Below are 17,549 nucleotides of genomic sequence, written 5' to 3' on the forward strand. Positions count from 1 at the left end.
ATACTAGGGTATTTTTGTGTGGAAAATAAACAATTAAAATAAAGAAAGAAGGGAGGTTTTGCAGGATGACAAATAAAGTCATTGGATATATCAGAACAAGCACTAGTTCACAAGATTTAGGATTAGAAGTCCAGAAAAAGGCGTTAGAGCGGTATAAACCAGATATTATTTATTCTGAAAAAATTAGTGGTAGGAAAGAAAAGCGAATAGAGTTTGAAAAAGCGTTAGAAAATTTAGAGACAGGGGATACTTTACTTGTTTACAATTTAGCTAGATTAAGCAGGTCAAGCAAGCAATTAGTGAATCTAATGTCAGAATTAAATGCAAAAGGTATTCATCTGAAAAGCATTCAAGAGAGTGTAGACACGAAAACAGCGACCGGAAGACTATTTTTTACCGTTTTAGCGGCTATTGCAGAATTTGAAGCAGAAAATATCAGTATCCGAACAAAAGAAGCCTTAGCGAATTCAAACAAGAAACTTGGGAGACCTAAAGTAAAAAATAACACGAAAAAGAAAGTTTTAAAGTTATATCAGAATAAAGAATTGTCACTAAATGAAATTGCTGAAAAATGTGGTGTTAGTGTGAAAACGGTCTATAATTTAGCTAAAAGTGAAGGTTTGTCAAGAAAATAGTACTTGCTATTTTAATGGACAAACGATAAAATTTAGTAGTATAACAGGGCAATTAATCGGTACAAAACCAAGGTTTTTTACCGATATTTTATTAAAAAAATAACTAACAGAAAAAGACAAGTATATCAATGTTTTAAAGGTTGATATATTGGTCTTTTTTTGTCGTGGCAAAAACCTTGGATTTTTACTTTATTAAAGAGTTAGAAAGGATTGAAAATATGGCACTTAAAGGCGGAAGGATTTTTCAAGAAATGATAGAGGTTCCTGATAAAGATGAAGGAGGGTGTCTGGGAGGATGTATCAGTTGGTTGATTGGATTTGGTATTATTATTGGAATTTTAGTTCTAGGTTTCAATTTTTTGATGAGCCATCCAATGTTTCTATTTATTTTTGTCGCAATAGCTTTATTCATCGGAGTAAAGGCAAGTAAATAATAAGATAGGTAGTGAATAAAATGAAAAATTGGCTAAAGATGGGCGTAGCTTTAGTAAGCATTATGATAATAAGTGGTGTAACAGGAGCTTATTTATATTCACAAGTAAAAGAACCAGTGAAAGTAAAAGCAATTAGTAGCAGTTCTTCGACAATTAAAGAAGAAACTGGTCAAGATGAAAGCAGTTCTGATAGCAATACAGCTACAAATTCAACCGAAAAAATTGAAGAAGTAAGTGTAATAGATGAATTTAAACAGTTGAAAAACGATGAAAGCACTTTTCAAGTATCTTTAGAAGATAAAATAAAAACTGAAGATGATAGGTTTAATACGAATATTGTTGTAAATCAAAAAGATATTTATGAAGCATTTGAAATGGATGGATTAAATGTAGGTACCTTATTTTATAACGGCAATCCTAGTGCTTCAAATCCATTCTTTTATATAGGTAACTCTAAAGCCGAAGTTGTAGAGCCAACCGAAATTGGTTCAAATTTACAAATAGACAGTAGTAAATATGATAAATTTGTGGCTATGCTTTTAAATCAAGGTTCTGGTGAAACAAACTATTATTTGGTGACTAAAAAATCTGATGAAATAATGATAAGCTTGCACACTGTGAAAGACTTGGTAACAGAAGAAAATCGTGTAGAAAAAGCACTACTGGCAGTAAAACCAATACATGCGAAACAGGCGACAGATACAAGAGATATAAGTAAAATGTTAAGTAGTTTAGAAAATGAAGAAGCTCCATCGCTTGCGGTTTTGAACAATCAAGTGAGTATTAATTGGAAAAAGACTTCTCATTTAGATAACGTATATGTCTCGCTAACGGATAATAATGAAACTATTTATTTATACAAGCAAGTGTTTGATGGAGCTTTAGATAAATTTGAACAATATTTCTTCACTATAGCAATGTTTAATTACTTTTTCATGTAAGGGGAATAGATGAATACTAATCAATTAGCCCAAAAGAAATATGTTCAAAATAAAGTGAAGAAAGCATTTGTTCAAGCGAATGTAACTATTCCTAAAGTAGTAATCAATGGAGTAGCTACTGCTTTGTATAAGGAATTTATCAATTTATCTATTGAAGAACAAGAGAGAGTATTATTCAGTGAAGAATTAGTAGCTTGTCTTTGGGATAAACATGTGATAACAAAAGAAAAAGAATTATTAAAAGAGATATGAGTAAAATCATGTCTCTTTTTTTGAAAAAAATTTATCTCAAAATTATTGTCAAAAACCACTTAAAAAATGACCCCTTTAAAACCTTGATTTTATAGGGGTTTTTATATTGTTGACAAAATCAATAGATTGTTGTTATATCAAGCTTTTAAAGAGTGATTTTTGAAAAAACACCTTAGAATGAACGTGAAAAAATTTTTATGGGGAATTATCCACTTCATGTTCAATTTGAAGTGTTTTTTTGTATGTAGAAACGAGAAGAAGTAAATAAAACGTTGATAAATCAATGTTTTTAATTAGTTTGGTTCTTTCTAAAGTTAGTAGGTAAAAGAAGGGATTTTTTGTCTAAAAATAAATGATAGATTTTCTTTACTTTCGTTTTAAATGATGGTAAGGTCCAGCTGTGATTAGATAACTAATAATTATATAAGGAGATAATCAATATGATAAATAATAAATTGACAGAGGAAACGATTGTAAGACAAGAAAAAGTAAAAAGACGATTAGATACTTTAGAAGGATATTATGGAGTGAAGATGACGATTATAGCTAAAGCTGTGGGGATTCATTATCAAAATTTACATAACTTCAGAAAAGGAAAACGAACGATAAGTAAAGAAAAATTAAGTTTATTAGAGGAGTTATTGGAATTTAAATATGGAAAATTATTTGAGGAGGAGTTATAAGAATGAAAATTGAGTTGTGTATGGAAGATATTCAAAGAAGGAGTAAACCTAATCTTAATGAAATCAGATTGATTCAAAATACTTTATATAAAAAAATAAAGAAAGAAGAAGTTCAGGAATTTGCTGAAAGTATTGCTGTTAAAGGAAAAACAAGTATGCTAGCAACATATTTTGAAACAGAAGAGTTTTCTGAACGCATACATTCGATTAATTTTAAACAGCAACAACTGATTATGCTTGATTTTGATAATTCTAAAGTAGATATAAAAGAATATGGAGTAACAACTTATGACTATGTAAGAAATCATGACTTTATTAAACAAAATGCTTGTTTCATGTATCGAACCTTCTCTGATAAAGAAGCAATAGTTGATAAATTTAGAGTCGTTTTTGTGTTGAATGAATCAGTAAAAGATTATTTACTGATTGGGAATATCTATACTAAATTATTTCGTTTATTCCCATCTGCTGATAGAAAATGTTCCAATCCTAACCGTTTATTTTTTGGAAGTAATCGAGGATATGAAGAAGTTCATTTTTCCAATCTTTTGAATGTTAAAGAATTTACAAGCGATATTGTGCCAATGAAAAAACAGTCAAACAAAATAGTAAAATCAGAAATTTATAACGAACAATATGAAATTCAAGATAGAAAGCTGGTTTGGCAACTAATTAAAGAAAATACGCAAGAATCAATTGATGAGGCAAGAGCGATTATCCTAGATAAATTCGATTCAGAAATTTCTAAAATATATCCTTCTTACACAAATGCACGAGTGATACTAAGGCAAACAATTGATATGAGAGAGTTTTTAGAACTACCTAAATCAGAACCGTTTCATGATATTTTAGAAAAAGATGAAAATCCAAGTGCGAGCGTGATTCGATGGGAAGATGGCACACAAATTTATCATAGATTTAATAAGGATTCTTTTGCCAATTTAGATATTTTACGAGTGGTTGCTAAACTGTTAAATCTAACTGGGTATGAAGCCCATTGCAAATCCATCGATTTATTATTATATTTAACTGGAAGTAGTTTGGATAGAACTTCTGAATCAGCAGAACAAATTGATAAAATTCAATTCTTTAGAAAAGTATTGAAGGGTGAAAAATTAGCCACTGAATATCCCAAATTTACTAAATTTCTAGGAAGTGACTTACGTATTTCAATTGCGTTATTGGATATGCTTTCAGAGTATATGTATGAAGATTTTAAAACAGGAGAAGTTCGACACTTACTATGCCTAACAAGTGAAAATATTGCAAAAGAAATAAATATTGTTTTAGGTACAAAATACGACCACACTAGAATTCATAAAGTAATTAACAAATTGGCGATTACAGAAAATATTGAAAAGCTAGAAGAATCACAAATACCTGCTGAATTATTTGAAAAATACACGGAAAATTCTTATGAAAAAATAATAAGCAATAAATACCATCATACAAATTTTATAGAGTTTAAAAATGCTGACATGGAAAAATCGGAGACTATATCTAAAGAATTGTATGATAATAACTATACGTTGAATGCTTTGAATTTCGAAGGAATTGCTAGAATTTTGGGAAAGGATATTGCTAGTAATGTATTTAAGCAAAGAGAAACAACTGTAGTATCTAAGAAAATTAAAGTAGATGAAAATTTATTATCTGAATCAAAAAAGGAAAATGAGTTGAAAATAGCTAAATTCATTTTAAGAAAAATAGAAACACAGAACTATGTGGCTGAAAGAGATATAATTTTTTATGTTTATAAATATCTATTAAAGAAAAAAACAAAGAAAGATGCTGAATATCTGGTAAAACAATGTCGTGCCAATATCTGTAAAGACTATGATTTAGAGCTTATCAGAGTAACCAACAGTATTAGAGATAGTTATAAAATATCTAATGAAATTAAGAGTAGAAGTATTATATACGTGAAAAATTAGTATTATTGAAGAGATTGTATAAGTTATACCATAGTTTTATTGAATTGTAACTTTCATTCGATTTCTTCAATAAAACTAGGGGTAAATCATAACTTTTATAATCATACAATAAATAACTATTATTTATATATTCTTATTTGTTGTATGATTATAAAACCTAACAAGTTTTACCAGAAAAACTGGGTTTTCTCTACGAAAGTTCCAATTCAATTTTGATGGTGCATAATATGTAGGTTTATAATCATACATACTGATTGAGTATTAGCAAAGCTTCGCTTTGCTTACTTATAATAGGAATATTGAAATTTAAAAAGAGGATGTTTTCTTCTCTTGTTTTTAGGTAGTAGCAAGTCAAAGGCTTGCTTGCTTAATAGCACTGCCTAGGTTTAGTCAAATAGCTAAAATTTGCTGCCTAGAATTTTAAAATATAACAAAGTGGTGATTATTTGTTTTTTTATTTTTTAGAATCATCTTCACACAAACAATAGGACATTGATAACATGTTTTACTCTATATTAGATAATAAAACGTTTAAATAACGTGATACGCAATTTAAATGGACTGTTTTCATTTTTAAGAGCTTTAAAAATGATTTTCGATAAATTATACATAAAATTTTAAAAACGCTTAGAATGAATTTTAAGGAGCATGGAACTGATTCTTTTCGCCCATAAGGACTTCTGAGATTAGCATTTTAAATTGTAGGAGTCTTGAACTACCTATGGATGTCAATTGTAATCGTTTCATGCTTCGGGAATTAATATGAATAACAGAGTAAGTAGACAACTAAAATAATTGATGAGATAATGATGGGGAGAAAATTTCAGTAGAATTAATTATATATAGTTCTATTCTATTTTAAAATATGAAGTTAAGTATTGAATATATAAGCTTATAACAAATTGTGGAGGATTATTAATGGCAACGAATAAAAGTGTAGAAAGAGATGTAGAAGATTTAGTAAATAGTTGGTTAAAAAGTTATGGATTAAAGTATTATCTTCAAAATAGTAGTGTAAATCCTGAAATTGATAAAGCTTTGTTAAAATCGCCGTCTAAATTAGGTGGATTGGGTGGGAACTATCCTGACGTAAAGCTATTATTACAAGACTCTAAATTAGATTATTATCCTATTGTGATTGAATATAAGGGGACTAAAGATGCTCTTGTAAAATTAGATAAAGATGGACATATAGCAAATATAAAAACTAGTGGTAAAGATAATGGATTGCCTAATTATCAAAATATAGCTAGATTTGCTGTAAATGGAGCAGTTCATTATGCAAATGCGATTCTTCAATACTCTAGTTATACAGATGTAATTGCAATAGGAATAACAGGCTATATTGATGATTATCAAAAACTTCAATTACAAATTGGTGTATATTTTGTTTCTAAAAAAAACTATGGTATTGGTCAAAGAGTAGGAGATTTTACTGATTTATCTTTCCTAAAAAAAGAAAATTTTGATGGATTTATTGGGAAAATCGAGCAATTATCATTATCTAGTGAAGAACTTTCTATAATACATCAAAAGAGGGAAGATAGTATAGAGGATGCACTTACTAGAATAAATGAAAAATTATATAATCAAACTAAAAATATTAGTGCTTTAAGTAGAATTCATTTAGTTGCCTCTAGCATAATGGCTAATTTAGGTGTTCCTCATAAGGTAACACCACTTGAACCAGAAGATTTAAAAAGTTCTACAGAATTAGGAGAAACAGATGGAGAAATCGTGTTAAGAAAGATAAAATCTTTTTTAATGCATAAAGGACTACCTGTAAAAAAACAACATCAAATTATTAATAGTTTGTCTATTACATTAAATGATGAGTCCTACTCTGCTCCAATTAATGGAGAGTCATTGATTAAAGATATTTTTTCTGAAGTAGTCGATACCTTAGGAATGTTTTATAAGGTTGGTGTAGATACAGATTTTACAGGAAAACTATTTAATGTGATGTTTAGATGGTTAAACTTTGCAGGAGATGACCAAAATGATGTAGTATTGACGCCTCGATATGTAGCAAATTTAATGGCAAAATTAGCAAGAGTTAATAAGAATTCTTATGTTTGGGATTTTGCTACTGGTTCTGGTGGATTATTAGTAGCAGCGATGAATTTAATGATTGAAGATGCTAAAAATACTATTAATAGTCCTGAGGAATTATCAATTAAAATAGAAAATATACGTGACAGACAGATTTTGGGAATTGAGATATTACCAGAGATATATATTTTAGCAGTCTTAAATATGATTTTAATGGGGGATGGGTCTAGTAATATAATACAAAAGAATAGTTTAACGGAATTTACTGGACAATATGAATATGGAGTTCCTGAGAATAACAGAGATTTTCCTGCAGATGCGTTTCTCTTAAACCCTCCATATTCTGAAAGTGGTAATGGAATGAATTTTGTTGAAAAAGCATTGAGCATGATGACTAAAGGTTATGCTTGTGTTATTATTCAAGATTCTGCTGGAAGTGGAAAAGCTGTTGATTATAATAAAAACATTTTGAAAAACAATACTTTACTTGCAAGTATAAAAATGCCTCCAGATATATTTATAGGAAAGTCTAATGTTCCTACTTGTATTTATGTATTTAGAGTAGGGGAGAGGCACGAAAAGGATTCTCAAGTTACATTCATAGACTTCACTAATGATGGATATAAAAGGAAAAATAGGCGTAAAGCGAAAGCTAGTTCAAATCTTAAAAATGTTGATAATGCCATAGAAAGATATGAAGAAGTAGTTAATATTGTAAAATATGGAATAAATAAGAAAGTATTATTAAAAGATGAAGAAGTGGTTGTTGATACTATTTCTTTAGATGACGAAAAGATTGGGTCAGATTGGAATTTTGGTCAACATGTAAAAAAAGAATTAGTAGAAAATATTGATGATATACAGAAGTCAGTATTTGATTATATTTCTTGGGAAATTAGAAGGAAATTAGTGGCTGAGAATAATACTTTAACATCAGATATAGTGTATAAATTGCAAGCTTTAGAGGAAAAATATCAAGTTGTTTGGAAAGAGAGTAAAATATCAGAGTTCTTTAATGTAAGAAATAATCCTAGTTTGAATAAGAATGAGTTGATTATTAATCCATACGGACAATATCCATATTTTACTAGAACCATAAATAACAATGGAATCTCTGATTATTCTGATTATGTAGATGAAGAACATAAAATTATGGGTAATACTATTGCTGTAGGGTTAATGGCTATGGAATTTTTCTACTTAGAAAAAGATTATTATACAGGACAATTTACTAAGTCAATAGTGCCAAAATTTGAAAATTTTGAAAGAAATATTGGTTTATATTTTATTAGCTTATTTAATCAAAATAAAACATACTATAAAGGGTCGTTAGTTAGAGATTTTGATAAGATATTTTTAAATACTATAATACATGTTCCTATGACTAAAGGAGAAATAGCCAGAGATTACATTAATGAGTATGTTAAAATCTTAGAAAAATTTAAAGTTCAGGGAATAAAAGATTTTATTGATAATATATAGAATACTGTGTTAATTATAGGTGGTATAGGGAGTTAATCTATTTGATGAAGTAAGGAAGATTCGAACGAATCTTCCTTACTTTTCTTGAAATTAATCTATTTTCATTAATTTATACATTTGGTATTTCGATTTTTCAGCATAACAACACATAGAATGAAAAAAGTATAGTTATTGTAGAATTTTTAAGATGTGAGAAAAAAGTGTATGAATAATAATTACAAAAAAAGAGAGAAACAAATGAACATCAACAAATCAACACTAAACTTTATCACAGATGGAGTAGTTACTTGTAAACAGCTTGCCGATTTTTACGATACTTTCCATATGGATAGAGAGTTTTCGGATGCAGTTAATTTTCTAAGTGGAAGTATTGTAGTAGATATGGGGCAATTAAAGGACGAATTGTATGCTTCTGAAGATTCACATGAGTTAGGTGCGGTAGAATTTATGCAAAAGCATTATCCTTCAGCAGTTTTATTTATAGATTTAATCCCTAAGGAAAAGCGGAAATTTATTTAATAAACATATAACTACTGACTATTTTCTATTTCTACTAGGTATAGTGTAAAAACTTTCCATATTCTAATAAATTGGGTCTATTTTATTTTAGAAATGTTATCTAATCCCTTGATAAATGTGGCTAAAAGCCATTTTATTTTTGGGTCTGGATTTTGAAAATTTGAGGTAAATCGAAGAATTTAAGACTGTATTCTAAAGGGGAATAAATGGTGATAAAAACCATTGTAAACGTTGATGTATAAGGATTTCCGTTTAGCTCTTAAACGTGCTGGCTTACTTACTCGTGACGCACGTATGGTTGAACGTAAAAAACCAGGTCTTAAGAAAGCTCGTAAAGCTTCACAGTTCTCAAAACGTTAATCTTTGTTATATCAAGGATTTCAAGACACTTTCCATTTTTTGGAAAGTGTCTTTTTTTGATTTGGTTACGAGTTTGGTTACGACTTTTTTGTACTTCGTAACTAATTACCCTTGATTAGCTTGTCTATATTCTTCCAAACGTTTAATTGTGTCAATTTTTGTTTGTTCATTTGTGTGTCCGTAAACGTCTCGAATCATATTAGAAGTTTCTGCATGACCAACAAGAGATTTAATAATTAAACCGTCTATTCCTTGATTGAGTAAATCTGAAACAAAGGTGTGTCTTAAACCATGAGGGATGATATGGGGAAGTCCATATTTCTTCTCTAACTGATTTAATTTATTATTCAGCCAATCGGGATGCAAGGGTTGATTGACTTCTCCTTTTTGTGTCATATAGGTAAATAAAAATTGTTGAGAAGTCTGTTTGATTCCTATTTGTTTTAGCTCTATTGCTTGTTTCTCTTTCCATTCAGTTAGCAATGCTATAATAGTATCGCTTATTGGTACATCACGAAAACGGTAGCCATTTTTCATTCCTCTGATTCGTTCATAATTCTTTGTTTCTGGGTTCTTTACTAACTTGTGAGACATAGAAATGATCTTTCCTTTAAAGTCAATGTCCGCCCATACAAGCGGGTAAATCTCCCCTTTTGTGGCTCCTAAGTAGTAAGTCAAGGTTAGTAGAACGTAATTTTGAAATCCATGTTCTTTTTTCATTAGTTCCAGTGATTGTTGAATTGTTTCAACCGAATAATATTTTTGTTGGCGCTGGGCTTCTTTTTTCCGCTTCAAAGTTTCGTTTACCGGCATTTCTAATAACTCATAAGGGTTGGCTGCTATATAGCCTTTCAGTAATGCATATTTCATTACTTGCTTAGTATAAGAAACGCAAACCTTGAAATTTGCATAGGGCTTAATCTTCTTTTCTTCGTTACCGAAAGCCCATAAAATTTGAAGATTTTCTAGTACATCGAATGAAACATGCTTAATTTTTTTATCTCCTAAATAAGGGAGAATGTGAAGACGAAAAACACTTTTCGTTCGATCTAATGTACTTTGTTCATGGTGTTTAGTAATAATATACTTCTTTTTCCACCACATTTCATAAACTTCCTTAAAGGTGTAATCGCCTTTCTTTTTCTTGAATTCTCCTTTTAGTCTTTGGAGTTTCGCTTCTTGTTCAAGAATCATAGCTTCTTCTTTTGAATCGGCATAGGCAACAAATCGAGAGAAACCAGCACCCATGTAGACATTTACTTTATATTTTCCATTATTCATTTTTTTAATTGCCATAGTTTTTCCTACTTTCCTTCTTGCACGTCAGAATGTAAGACCGCTATAAAGTGAGTGTAACATGCTTCAAGCTGACTGACTAAACTTTTTTAACCAGCAGTCAACTTCCATTTTGTCATATAGAACAACGCCTTGAATATTGATTTTGGGTAAACCTTCTGCAATCAATTTATCTAAGGTGTTGTTGGATAAATTGAGATAGTGACAGAGTTGTTTCTTTTTGATATAACGTTTATTTAAAGCAAATTCTGTTCTAAATTGGTTAACTTCGGTTGTTAATAATTGATGAATGGTTTGTTGTAAATGTAGCTGTTGTTGTTCGGATAATAGAATAGTGAGTTCATTCATGACTATCTCCTCCAGTTTTTTTGATTTTTGTGTAACGAACTTTGCTTTCTTCAAACATAAGGATTGGTTCCGTTACTTCGTATAAGTTCCATTCTCTAAAAAAGAATGGGGCCCTTTTTGTGTATTCTTTCGTTACTAATACTTTTTGATTCGAAACATTATAGGGTTTATCTGTTTGTTTCTTTATTTCTTTAGGAAGACGCAAATTTTGAGATTTGAAGAAAGCTTTCTTTTTGTGTTCCTTTAGCTCCAACTCTTTATCAAAATATTTACTGATATATCTTCCTCGATTCTCGATACTATCCACATCAATTTTATTTATTCTAACTGCACCATGTCCCCATGTGCTTAAAAGCTGTTTATGTGGAACGTAAGGGAAGTGAAAGAGAATAATGTGATAATGGATAGCTCCACGCTTTTGCTTTTCCCACGTAGCTAAATAGCGAATGTGAGCTTTTTTTGTTTTATATAATTGATAATTTAGTCGTTTAATAAATTTTTTGAACTCACTATTTGTATACTCAATATCTTCTATGTTTTCTTTAAAGGTTAATGTTAGAAATTTCGTTTGTTTGTCAAAGTTTGTGTCAATTAATCGTGCAATATCAAATCGTTTCGTTTTATAATGTTTTTGTTTTCTCTTTAAACTGTCATATTGTCCTTGTGCAGATAGTTCATCAAATTTTTTTCGGATTGTTTTATCTTCTAGCCATTCAAGTTTTTTCTTTTTCGCTTCTTCTGTTTTTGATCGTTTTGAATAAATTGGTTGCTCATATTCCCAAATTTCTATATACGTAGGAGTTTCAATGATTTTTTGATTGTAACACGTATACAGTGTTTATCACTCCTAAAAGTAGAAATTGAGTGGTGAATGATGCACAAGGTTTTGTGCTTTTATTTTCGCCAGATGTTGTCCTATAGAACAAGTAAAGGGGAAGAAAGGCTTTGCCTTTCTTCCAGACAACACATCCATCGTGTGGTTGTTTTCGAGCGGACAGCGGTGTTGGGCTTGCTTGCCCTACCGCTTCCGTCGAAACCACCCGCTGGAAATATTGTCAGAATCAGGTACAGAAATTTTCTCTATCCGTGTTACTTTGTGAGATAAATCAAGGATTTGTTTGTCTAGGTCATGATACTGTCTGACTAGCGCATGAATAATCTTATCTCTTTCTCTCAATTTTTCATTGAAAATCTCTGTAATAAAGTCAATGAGTTCATGATGTTTCATCAAATCAACTGTCTCGTGAACATCAAATAATTGTCTTAAAGCTTTATCACGTCCGATTTTCGGAATTAAATGAGCGACTTCTTGAAGTTTTTGAATTTCTTCTGTAGAAAATACTCTTGTTTTCCGATGATGTTTTGTTTGTCCTTTTCGTCCATGACTGATAAAGGGAATGTACTCGTATTGAAAAGGATACTCACATTCTTTTTGAATGAAATTTGCCCACTTGTTTAACGTAGATAGAGAGTGGAGCCCATGAACTTGTTGAACGACTTCATGGGCTGTAAAATAATGCTCTTCCATTATTTTTGAGTCATGAGTTTGGCAGATTTTGCAGTAGCGGAGAGTCCGTAACTAACAAATTGACCATTAGCACGACCCCAAGCAGAAATAATCAAATCTTCGAATGAGATAAGTGCCATCCCTTGTGCTTCCAGTTCTTCTTTGGAAATAACAGGAAACTCACTTTCCACTTTTACACTGACTTTTTCAAAACGTAGTTTAGGTAAAACACATTCATAAGTCCATCCTAGAACGTCTCCTTCCTTTTGCCATTTTGTCACTTGAACAACTTGATATTCTTTTTCTAATTTGTTCTGAGGTAACACTAAATCACTAATTTTTACTGGCACATTGCATTCCTTCTTTCGAGTGGATTATCGATATACGAATTTGTATACGAATGTTTTAAAAAAATATAGGACGCCTCTATACCAATAGAATATACGATTTTATATACGTTGTCAATTTTAAACTCTTGGAATATATACGAATGGATATACGGATGTGGTATACTGGATTTAAGAAAGTATGGGAGGCTTTGAACATGTTTGGATTGTTAAAACCAGATAAAGAAAAAATAGGGAGTCGCCTTAAAGGATTAAAAGAAGAATTAGGGCTGTCTTTTACAGAATTTGGAAATCGATTAGGTTTGAAAAAACCGACAATTAGTTCATATGTGCAAGGATATACACTTTTGCCTGTAGAAGTAGCTGAAAAAATAGCAAAATTTAGTGAAAAGCCAGTAGCTTGGTTCTATTTTGGTGCAATGGAAGATTATATTAAGGAGTATCTTTTATTGAGAGGATATGCTAAAGTACTTGAAAGTCATCCAGAAGTAGTTGAACAAATCAAAAAAATATTTTTAACTGGTGAATATAAAAATAGTGGATGGGAAAATGAGGTAGGTTATCCAAAAGAGGAATTTATAGACGATTGCTTTACTGAGATACGAAATAATCTTCTAAACCAGTATATTACCGAAGTTGTAAGAAATCAGATAGAAAATTCAAAACAAGCACTATCGTTAAGTGTAAAAGAAAAAGAAGAATGGGCTACCTACATTTCAGCAGATATTAAAGGCTATAATAATATCTCGTTAGAGATTGAATATGGTGATAGAGATAAAATTGAAGAGATGGCAAAGAAGTATATTCAAGACATAAAAAAAGAAGAGCCAATTACGTTTAATGATTATTATCTAATCGGAAAATTAATTAATATACTGAATGACAATAGAGAGACAGAATATATGATTTCTGATTTATCGCTAATGTTAACAGAGAAACACTTCTCTTCATTTTTTGGTGGAGAAGAATTGATTGAGATATTTCAAGCGATGAGACCTGCGTTAATAAAATTATATGCAGAAAAAAGTGATGATGAAATGTATGATTGGTTTGAGAAATAAAAAAACAAACTTACTAATGGAATAGCTCAACAAGAGAAGTCAACGGTCAATACTAGGGAAAAGTATTGGCTGTTGACTTTTTTTAATATTGTGTTCTATGGGAACTAGCAAAACAGTCAATGGAAATTAAGTTAGCAGTTTTTCCTTTTGTCTCAGTTCAATAAGTTGTATTTCCATTTTCTTTGCCAGGATTTGAAAGTCGGAATGGAAAGCCTTAAATACTTTTGAATAAGAATAATACTGCTTTATAATTTTCTGTTTATTTAGTGGACGGTGGGTTTCGTTAAAATAGTTCTCTAGTAAACTTAATGGTTCATCCCAAGAAGCTAATTGTTCAAGTAAATCATATAAAGTGTAGATATCTTGATGACTGATTTTCTTAATTGGCTGTTTGTTTACCGTTAAGCTATCCTTCTCTAGTTTTGACATTTGTTAGTCCTCCTAATTCATTTTATAAATCCATGTCTATATAAACAACACCATAGAGATATTTTACTATACCATGTTTATATAGACAACACATTTTATTGGATAGGAGAATTTAGATGAATAATGACGGTGTAAAAGTTGAACTATTAATCAACGAATTATTAGCAGAAAGAAATATGTCTTTAAGAGAACTTGCTCGCTTATCAGGAATAGAACCTTCCAATTTAAGTAATCTTGCGAACGGTAAAAGAAAGAGAATTTATTTGGAGCATATTGAACGGATTGCGGATGCTTTGGATATTGAGGATATATCGAAGATAATTAGATTGATTAAAAATAATTGAATAGAAATATGTTGAGAGTATGAGTCATAATTTTATAGAAAAAGGTGAGATACTAGCTATAATTTTATGACTTTTCTTATATGATTTATAATATTGATGTGTGTAATTAAAAGCAATTTATTTTTTATGGATAGAATGAAATTATTTGAGTATACTATTAATTAAAGTGAGGTTTATTAACTATGAAAAAAGACTTAATTTTTCTTTTGTATCATATAGGTCTATCTAACTTTGCATTAAGTCAAATTTTCAAATATTTTACTGATGAGGAAGTTTTATTACTATTGGATGGTGATTATTTAGACTTTCAAATGAGATTCAATCTATTCAATGATGACGATATAAATTTATTATCTTCGAGTGAAATTATTCGCAAAGCAAAAAAGAGCGGTATAAATTGTTTGGAAGAATTTAAACGGTATGGTATTACATACTGGATTTATTATGAGGAACAATACCCAATTGGTTTAAAAAGAATACAAAATCCACCATTTATAATATTTGTAAAAGGTGATTATAAAATTTTGAATAGTCAAAAACTCATTTCTATTGTTGGAAGTAGGAAAATAACAGAGAAAACTAGTAATGATTTAAAGAAATATACTTATGAGTTAGTAAAGAATGGCTTTATTACCGTTAGTGGGTTGGCCTTTGGAACAGACATTATAGTTCATGAAGTGACCACGAATTTAGGTGGGCAAACTATTGCTGTGCTACCTTCTTCTATTTTTGATGTCCAACCTAAGAAACATAGTGAAGAAGCAAAAAGAATATTATTAAATAATGGAGTGATAGTATCAGAGTATTACTCTAACGAAAAATATAAACCTACTAATTATATAAACAGAAATAGGTTAATATCAGGGCTAAGTAGATGGCTTATTGTATCTGAGTGTACTGAAAAAAGTGGTACTATGCATACTGCTAGATTTGCTTGGAAACAGAAAAAGCAAATTTATTGTTTTGATAATAAATCCTCTGGTATTCAGAAAATTTTATCTTCAAATGGTGGAATGATATATAACGGAATTATATCGCTAAATTTGAAAAGGGGTGAACGGGATTGTTAAAGGTACATTTGATTTTTCCTAGAGGTACAATTTTTGATGAACATGGAGATTTATATGATGGAGTTGTTGAGTTGCTTAAAGTCTGTAAAGAAAGAGGGTATGATTTTCTTTTTACCACACATAACATTGGTAAAGCACAAGAATATTCTCATAGGCTGAAGGAAGCTACAGGATTGGAAAAAAATTTTTATAGTAGAAAAAAAATTCGAGAGATATTAAGTAATCCACAAAAAACTAAATTATTGAAAACTACAATTATAGTTGGGAGTAGTGATACAGATTTATACTTAGCAGCTAATAATAAATTATTACTTATTAATCCATCATGGAGCTATATACAGGAAGAAAAAGCAAAGAAATATGGATTTAGTTTAGATACACCGAGTACTTTAATAAAAATGTTAAAAATTATTGAAAATCAAAATAGTTGGTATTACGAGTTAGATTTGGACGATAAATCTACAGTCTACGCTTTAACAGCAGCTAATAATAAAGATGCTCAGGAAAATGAATCTGTAATGATTAATAGATTCAGAAATTTATTAAAGAGTGGTGACCGTACTTATTTTGAAGCTCTATTTTTTCATTTGATATCAGGAATCATGAAAAGTGATGAGTTAAGGCAAATATCAATTTGGGGAATAATGCCTTCATCAGGTTTAGCTTTAAATGAAGACATGTTAGAAATCAAGGAGAGATGTAGATATCTTACTAATGTAAAAAATAAAAATCCTCTTTTAACCCGTCACACAGCCGTTGAGAAAAGCCGTACTACAGAGCATGGCAGGAGACTAGAAATAGGAGCAAAGAAACATTTAGATTCTATTAAGTTGAATCCTGTTTATAAAGGAAAATTAGAGGGTAAGACTGTTTGTATTTTAGATGATTATTTGACAAATGGTAGTTCGTTTGAAGCTGTTAGAAACCTATTAATGAAGGCTGGTGCAGAAAAAGTATACTTCGTTGCTTTTGGTAGATTCAAGAGAGGGTTACTTGGAATATATCAAAAAGAGAACTACTACATAGAAAGAGATGTCTATAGTGATAATTATGTTGCTTTATTATCTTCAAAAGATTCGGAGTTTGGTTGTAATGGAGTATACAACGAAGACGCTCGTACAGAGGTAGATAACATTTACAAAATATTAAATGAATAATTGGTAATTTCATGTTTTCTGACGTGCAAGTTATTTTAATTTGATTACGATTTTTAGTTACGAGTGGTTAAAATTTAATAAATTATAGTGAAATAAACAGTCTAAATATTTTATATAAATCCTTGCTACTACTGGATTTTTAATTATATTAAAACCCAAGCATTGCCAACCAGGTCTTAAGAAAGCTCGTAAAGCTTCACAGTTCTCTAAGCGTTAATATTCGCTTTATATCAACAATCAAGACGTTTCGCAGCTTAGTTTGTGAAGCGTCTTTTTTCATTGTCAATTATGGAGTTATTAGCAAGTGACTGTAAAAAAATGGAATGTATTGCAATTCGCAATGCATTTTTTGGGTGCAAAATGAATTACAATTAGTTAGATAAGGAGGTAATGCTAATTGAGTAGTTTCAAAATTAAACCTAACCGAAAAGAAACCGAAAATAAGACAATTAGGTTTCCTGTGCCACTTATAGAAAAGATTGAAGAAGTTATTACAGAGAATGATACAACATTTTCAAGTTTTGTTATTCAAGCTTGTGAGTATGCTTTAGAAAATATAGAAAGTGACAAAAAAAGATAACGCATATTATTTTTATATTGAAAACAATGTTGCTTTAAAGGAGATATAAACGTGAGCTTAAGAGAATTTATAAAAAAAATATTCCTAATTTTAACAGTAAAATTTATTCAGAAGAAGA

At 30.0% G+C, this 17,549-nt stretch carries 19 protein-coding genes and 1 pseudogene; 14 read left to right on the forward strand and 6 right to left on the reverse strand.

All coding sequences use genetic code 11. The features are described from left to right. The first annotated feature begins 65 nt into the window (after positions 1 to 65). From RV14_RS01065 to rpsI, 9 genes and pseudogenes are all read left to right on the forward strand, one after another. Entirely contained in the window at positions 66 to 635 is a 570-nt protein-coding gene (locus tag RV14_RS01065) for a recombinase family protein (RefSeq protein WP_002338243.1), read from the forward strand. A 164-nt stretch (positions 636 to 799) separates the two neighbouring features. Further along, the gene (locus tag RV14_RS01070) at positions 800 to 1,069 is read left to right on the forward strand and encodes a preprotein translocase, SecE subunit domain protein (protein WP_245785427.1); all 270 of its coding nucleotides are present in this window, start codon (positions 800 to 802) and stop codon (positions 1,067 to 1,069) included. Positions 1,070 to 1,089: 20 nt separating this feature from the next. Further along, complete coding sequence (locus RV14_RS01075; RefSeq protein WP_071854506.1) at positions 1,090 to 2,010, forward strand: hypothetical protein; 921 nt, start codon at positions 1,090 to 1,092, stop codon at positions 2,008 to 2,010. A 9-nt stretch (positions 2,011 to 2,019) separates the two neighbouring features. Further along, the gene (locus RV14_RS01080; RefSeq protein ID WP_002338246.1) at positions 2,020 to 2,262 is read left to right on the forward strand and encodes a hypothetical protein; all 243 of its coding nucleotides are present in this window, start codon (positions 2,020 to 2,022) and stop codon (positions 2,260 to 2,262) included. 440 nt (positions 2,263 to 2,702) lie between these two features. Next, the gene (locus RV14_RS01085) at positions 2,703 to 2,945 is read left to right on the forward strand and encodes a hypothetical protein (protein ID WP_071854507.1); all 243 of its coding nucleotides are present in this window, start codon (positions 2,703 to 2,705) and stop codon (positions 2,943 to 2,945) included. Between the two features lie 2 nt (positions 2,946 to 2,947). Further along, positions 2,948 to 4,879, forward strand: a complete 1,932-nt coding sequence (locus RV14_RS01090) for a hypothetical protein (protein WP_071854508.1) — start codon at positions 2,948 to 2,950, stop codon at positions 4,877 to 4,879. A 918-nt stretch (positions 4,880 to 5,797) separates the two neighbouring features. Further along, on the forward strand, positions 5,798 to 8,413 hold the full coding sequence (locus RV14_RS01095) for an N-6 DNA methylase (protein WP_071854509.1): 2,616 nt from the start codon (positions 5,798 to 5,800) through the stop codon (positions 8,411 to 8,413). Positions 8,414 to 8,650: 237 nt separating this feature from the next. Beyond that, positions 8,651 to 8,932, forward strand: coding sequence for a hypothetical protein (locus RV14_RS01100; RefSeq protein ID WP_071854606.1), 282 nt, complete (start codon positions 8,651 to 8,653; stop codon positions 8,930 to 8,932). 243 nt (positions 8,933 to 9,175) lie between these two features. Beyond that, positions 9,176 to 9,292, forward strand: a pseudogene (rpsI, locus tag RV14_RS01105) (30S ribosomal protein S9); the annotation flags it as partial. Between the two features lie 105 nt (positions 9,293 to 9,397). Here rpsI and RV14_RS01110 read toward each other — a convergent pair. The 5 genes from RV14_RS01110 to RV14_RS01130 all read right to left on the reverse strand — a co-directional run bounded on the left by RV14_RS01110 (position 9,398) and on the right by RV14_RS01130 (position 12,793). Then, the gene (locus tag RV14_RS01110; RefSeq protein WP_071854511.1) at positions 9,398 to 10,588 is read right to left on the reverse strand and encodes a tyrosine-type recombinase/integrase; all 1,191 of its coding nucleotides are present in this window, start codon (positions 10,586 to 10,588) and stop codon (positions 9,398 to 9,400) included. Positions 10,589 to 10,654: 66 nt separating this feature from the next. Further along, entirely contained in the window at positions 10,655 to 10,936 is a 282-nt protein-coding gene (locus RV14_RS01115; protein ID WP_071854512.1) for a helix-turn-helix domain-containing protein, read from the reverse strand. Next, positions 10,929 to 11,771 (reverse strand): rolling circle replication-associated protein, encoded by an 843-nt coding sequence (locus tag RV14_RS12950; RefSeq protein ID WP_071854513.1) that lies wholly within the window; start codon positions 11,769 to 11,771, stop codon positions 10,929 to 10,931. Before RV14_RS12950 ends, RV14_RS01115 begins: the two co-directional genes overlap by 8 nt. Before the next feature lie 183 nt (positions 11,772 to 11,954). Further along, positions 11,955 to 12,464 (reverse strand): hypothetical protein, encoded by a 510-nt coding sequence (locus RV14_RS01125; protein WP_071854514.1) that lies wholly within the window; start codon positions 12,462 to 12,464, stop codon positions 11,955 to 11,957. Further along, on the reverse strand, positions 12,464 to 12,793 hold the full coding sequence (locus tag RV14_RS01130; protein WP_071854515.1) for a hypothetical protein: 330 nt from the start codon (positions 12,791 to 12,793) through the stop codon (positions 12,464 to 12,466). Before RV14_RS01130 ends, RV14_RS01125 begins: the two co-directional genes overlap by 1 nt. A gap of 194 nt (positions 12,794 to 12,987) precedes the next feature. Here RV14_RS01130 and RV14_RS01135 point away from each other — a divergent pair, with 194 nt between their 5' ends. After that, positions 12,988 to 13,851 (forward strand): helix-turn-helix domain-containing protein, encoded by an 864-nt coding sequence (locus tag RV14_RS01135; RefSeq protein WP_071854516.1) that lies wholly within the window; start codon positions 12,988 to 12,990, stop codon positions 13,849 to 13,851. A 126-nt stretch (positions 13,852 to 13,977) separates the two neighbouring features. On the opposite strand, the gene RV14_RS01140 is transcribed toward RV14_RS01135, so the two are convergent. Continuing rightward, positions 13,978 to 14,280, reverse strand: a complete 303-nt coding sequence (locus tag RV14_RS01140; protein ID WP_071854517.1) for a hypothetical protein — start codon at positions 14,278 to 14,280, stop codon at positions 13,978 to 13,980. Between the two features lie 116 nt (positions 14,281 to 14,396). Here RV14_RS01140 and RV14_RS01145 point away from each other — a divergent pair, with 116 nt between their 5' ends. The 4 genes from RV14_RS01145 (at position 14,397) to RV14_RS01160 (ending at position 17,431) form a co-directional block, all read left to right on the forward strand. Further along, a complete protein-coding gene (locus RV14_RS01145) occupies positions 14,397 to 14,624 on the forward strand; it encodes a helix-turn-helix domain-containing protein (protein ID WP_071854518.1) in 228 nt (75 codons plus the stop codon). 182 nt (positions 14,625 to 14,806) lie between these two features. After that, positions 14,807 to 15,694: a DNA-processing protein DprA gene (locus RV14_RS01150; RefSeq protein WP_071854519.1), complete on the forward strand. Its 888-nt coding sequence runs from the start codon at positions 14,807 to 14,809 to the stop codon at positions 15,692 to 15,694. Further along, positions 15,688 to 16,851, forward strand: a complete 1,164-nt coding sequence (locus RV14_RS01155; RefSeq protein WP_084650207.1) for a hypothetical protein — start codon at positions 15,688 to 15,690, stop codon at positions 16,849 to 16,851. The genes RV14_RS01150 and RV14_RS01155 overlap by 7 nt, the downstream gene beginning before the upstream one ends. A 397-nt stretch (positions 16,852 to 17,248) precedes the next feature. After that, entirely contained in the window at positions 17,249 to 17,431 is a 183-nt protein-coding gene (locus RV14_RS01160; RefSeq protein ID WP_071854520.1) for a YlcI/YnfO family protein, read from the forward strand. Positions 17,432 to 17,549 lie beyond the last annotated feature (118 nt).

Source organism: Enterococcus ratti (assembly GCF_001886195.1).
Taxonomy (GTDB): Bacteria; Bacillota; Bacilli; order Lactobacillales; family Enterococcaceae; genus Enterococcus_B; species Enterococcus_B ratti.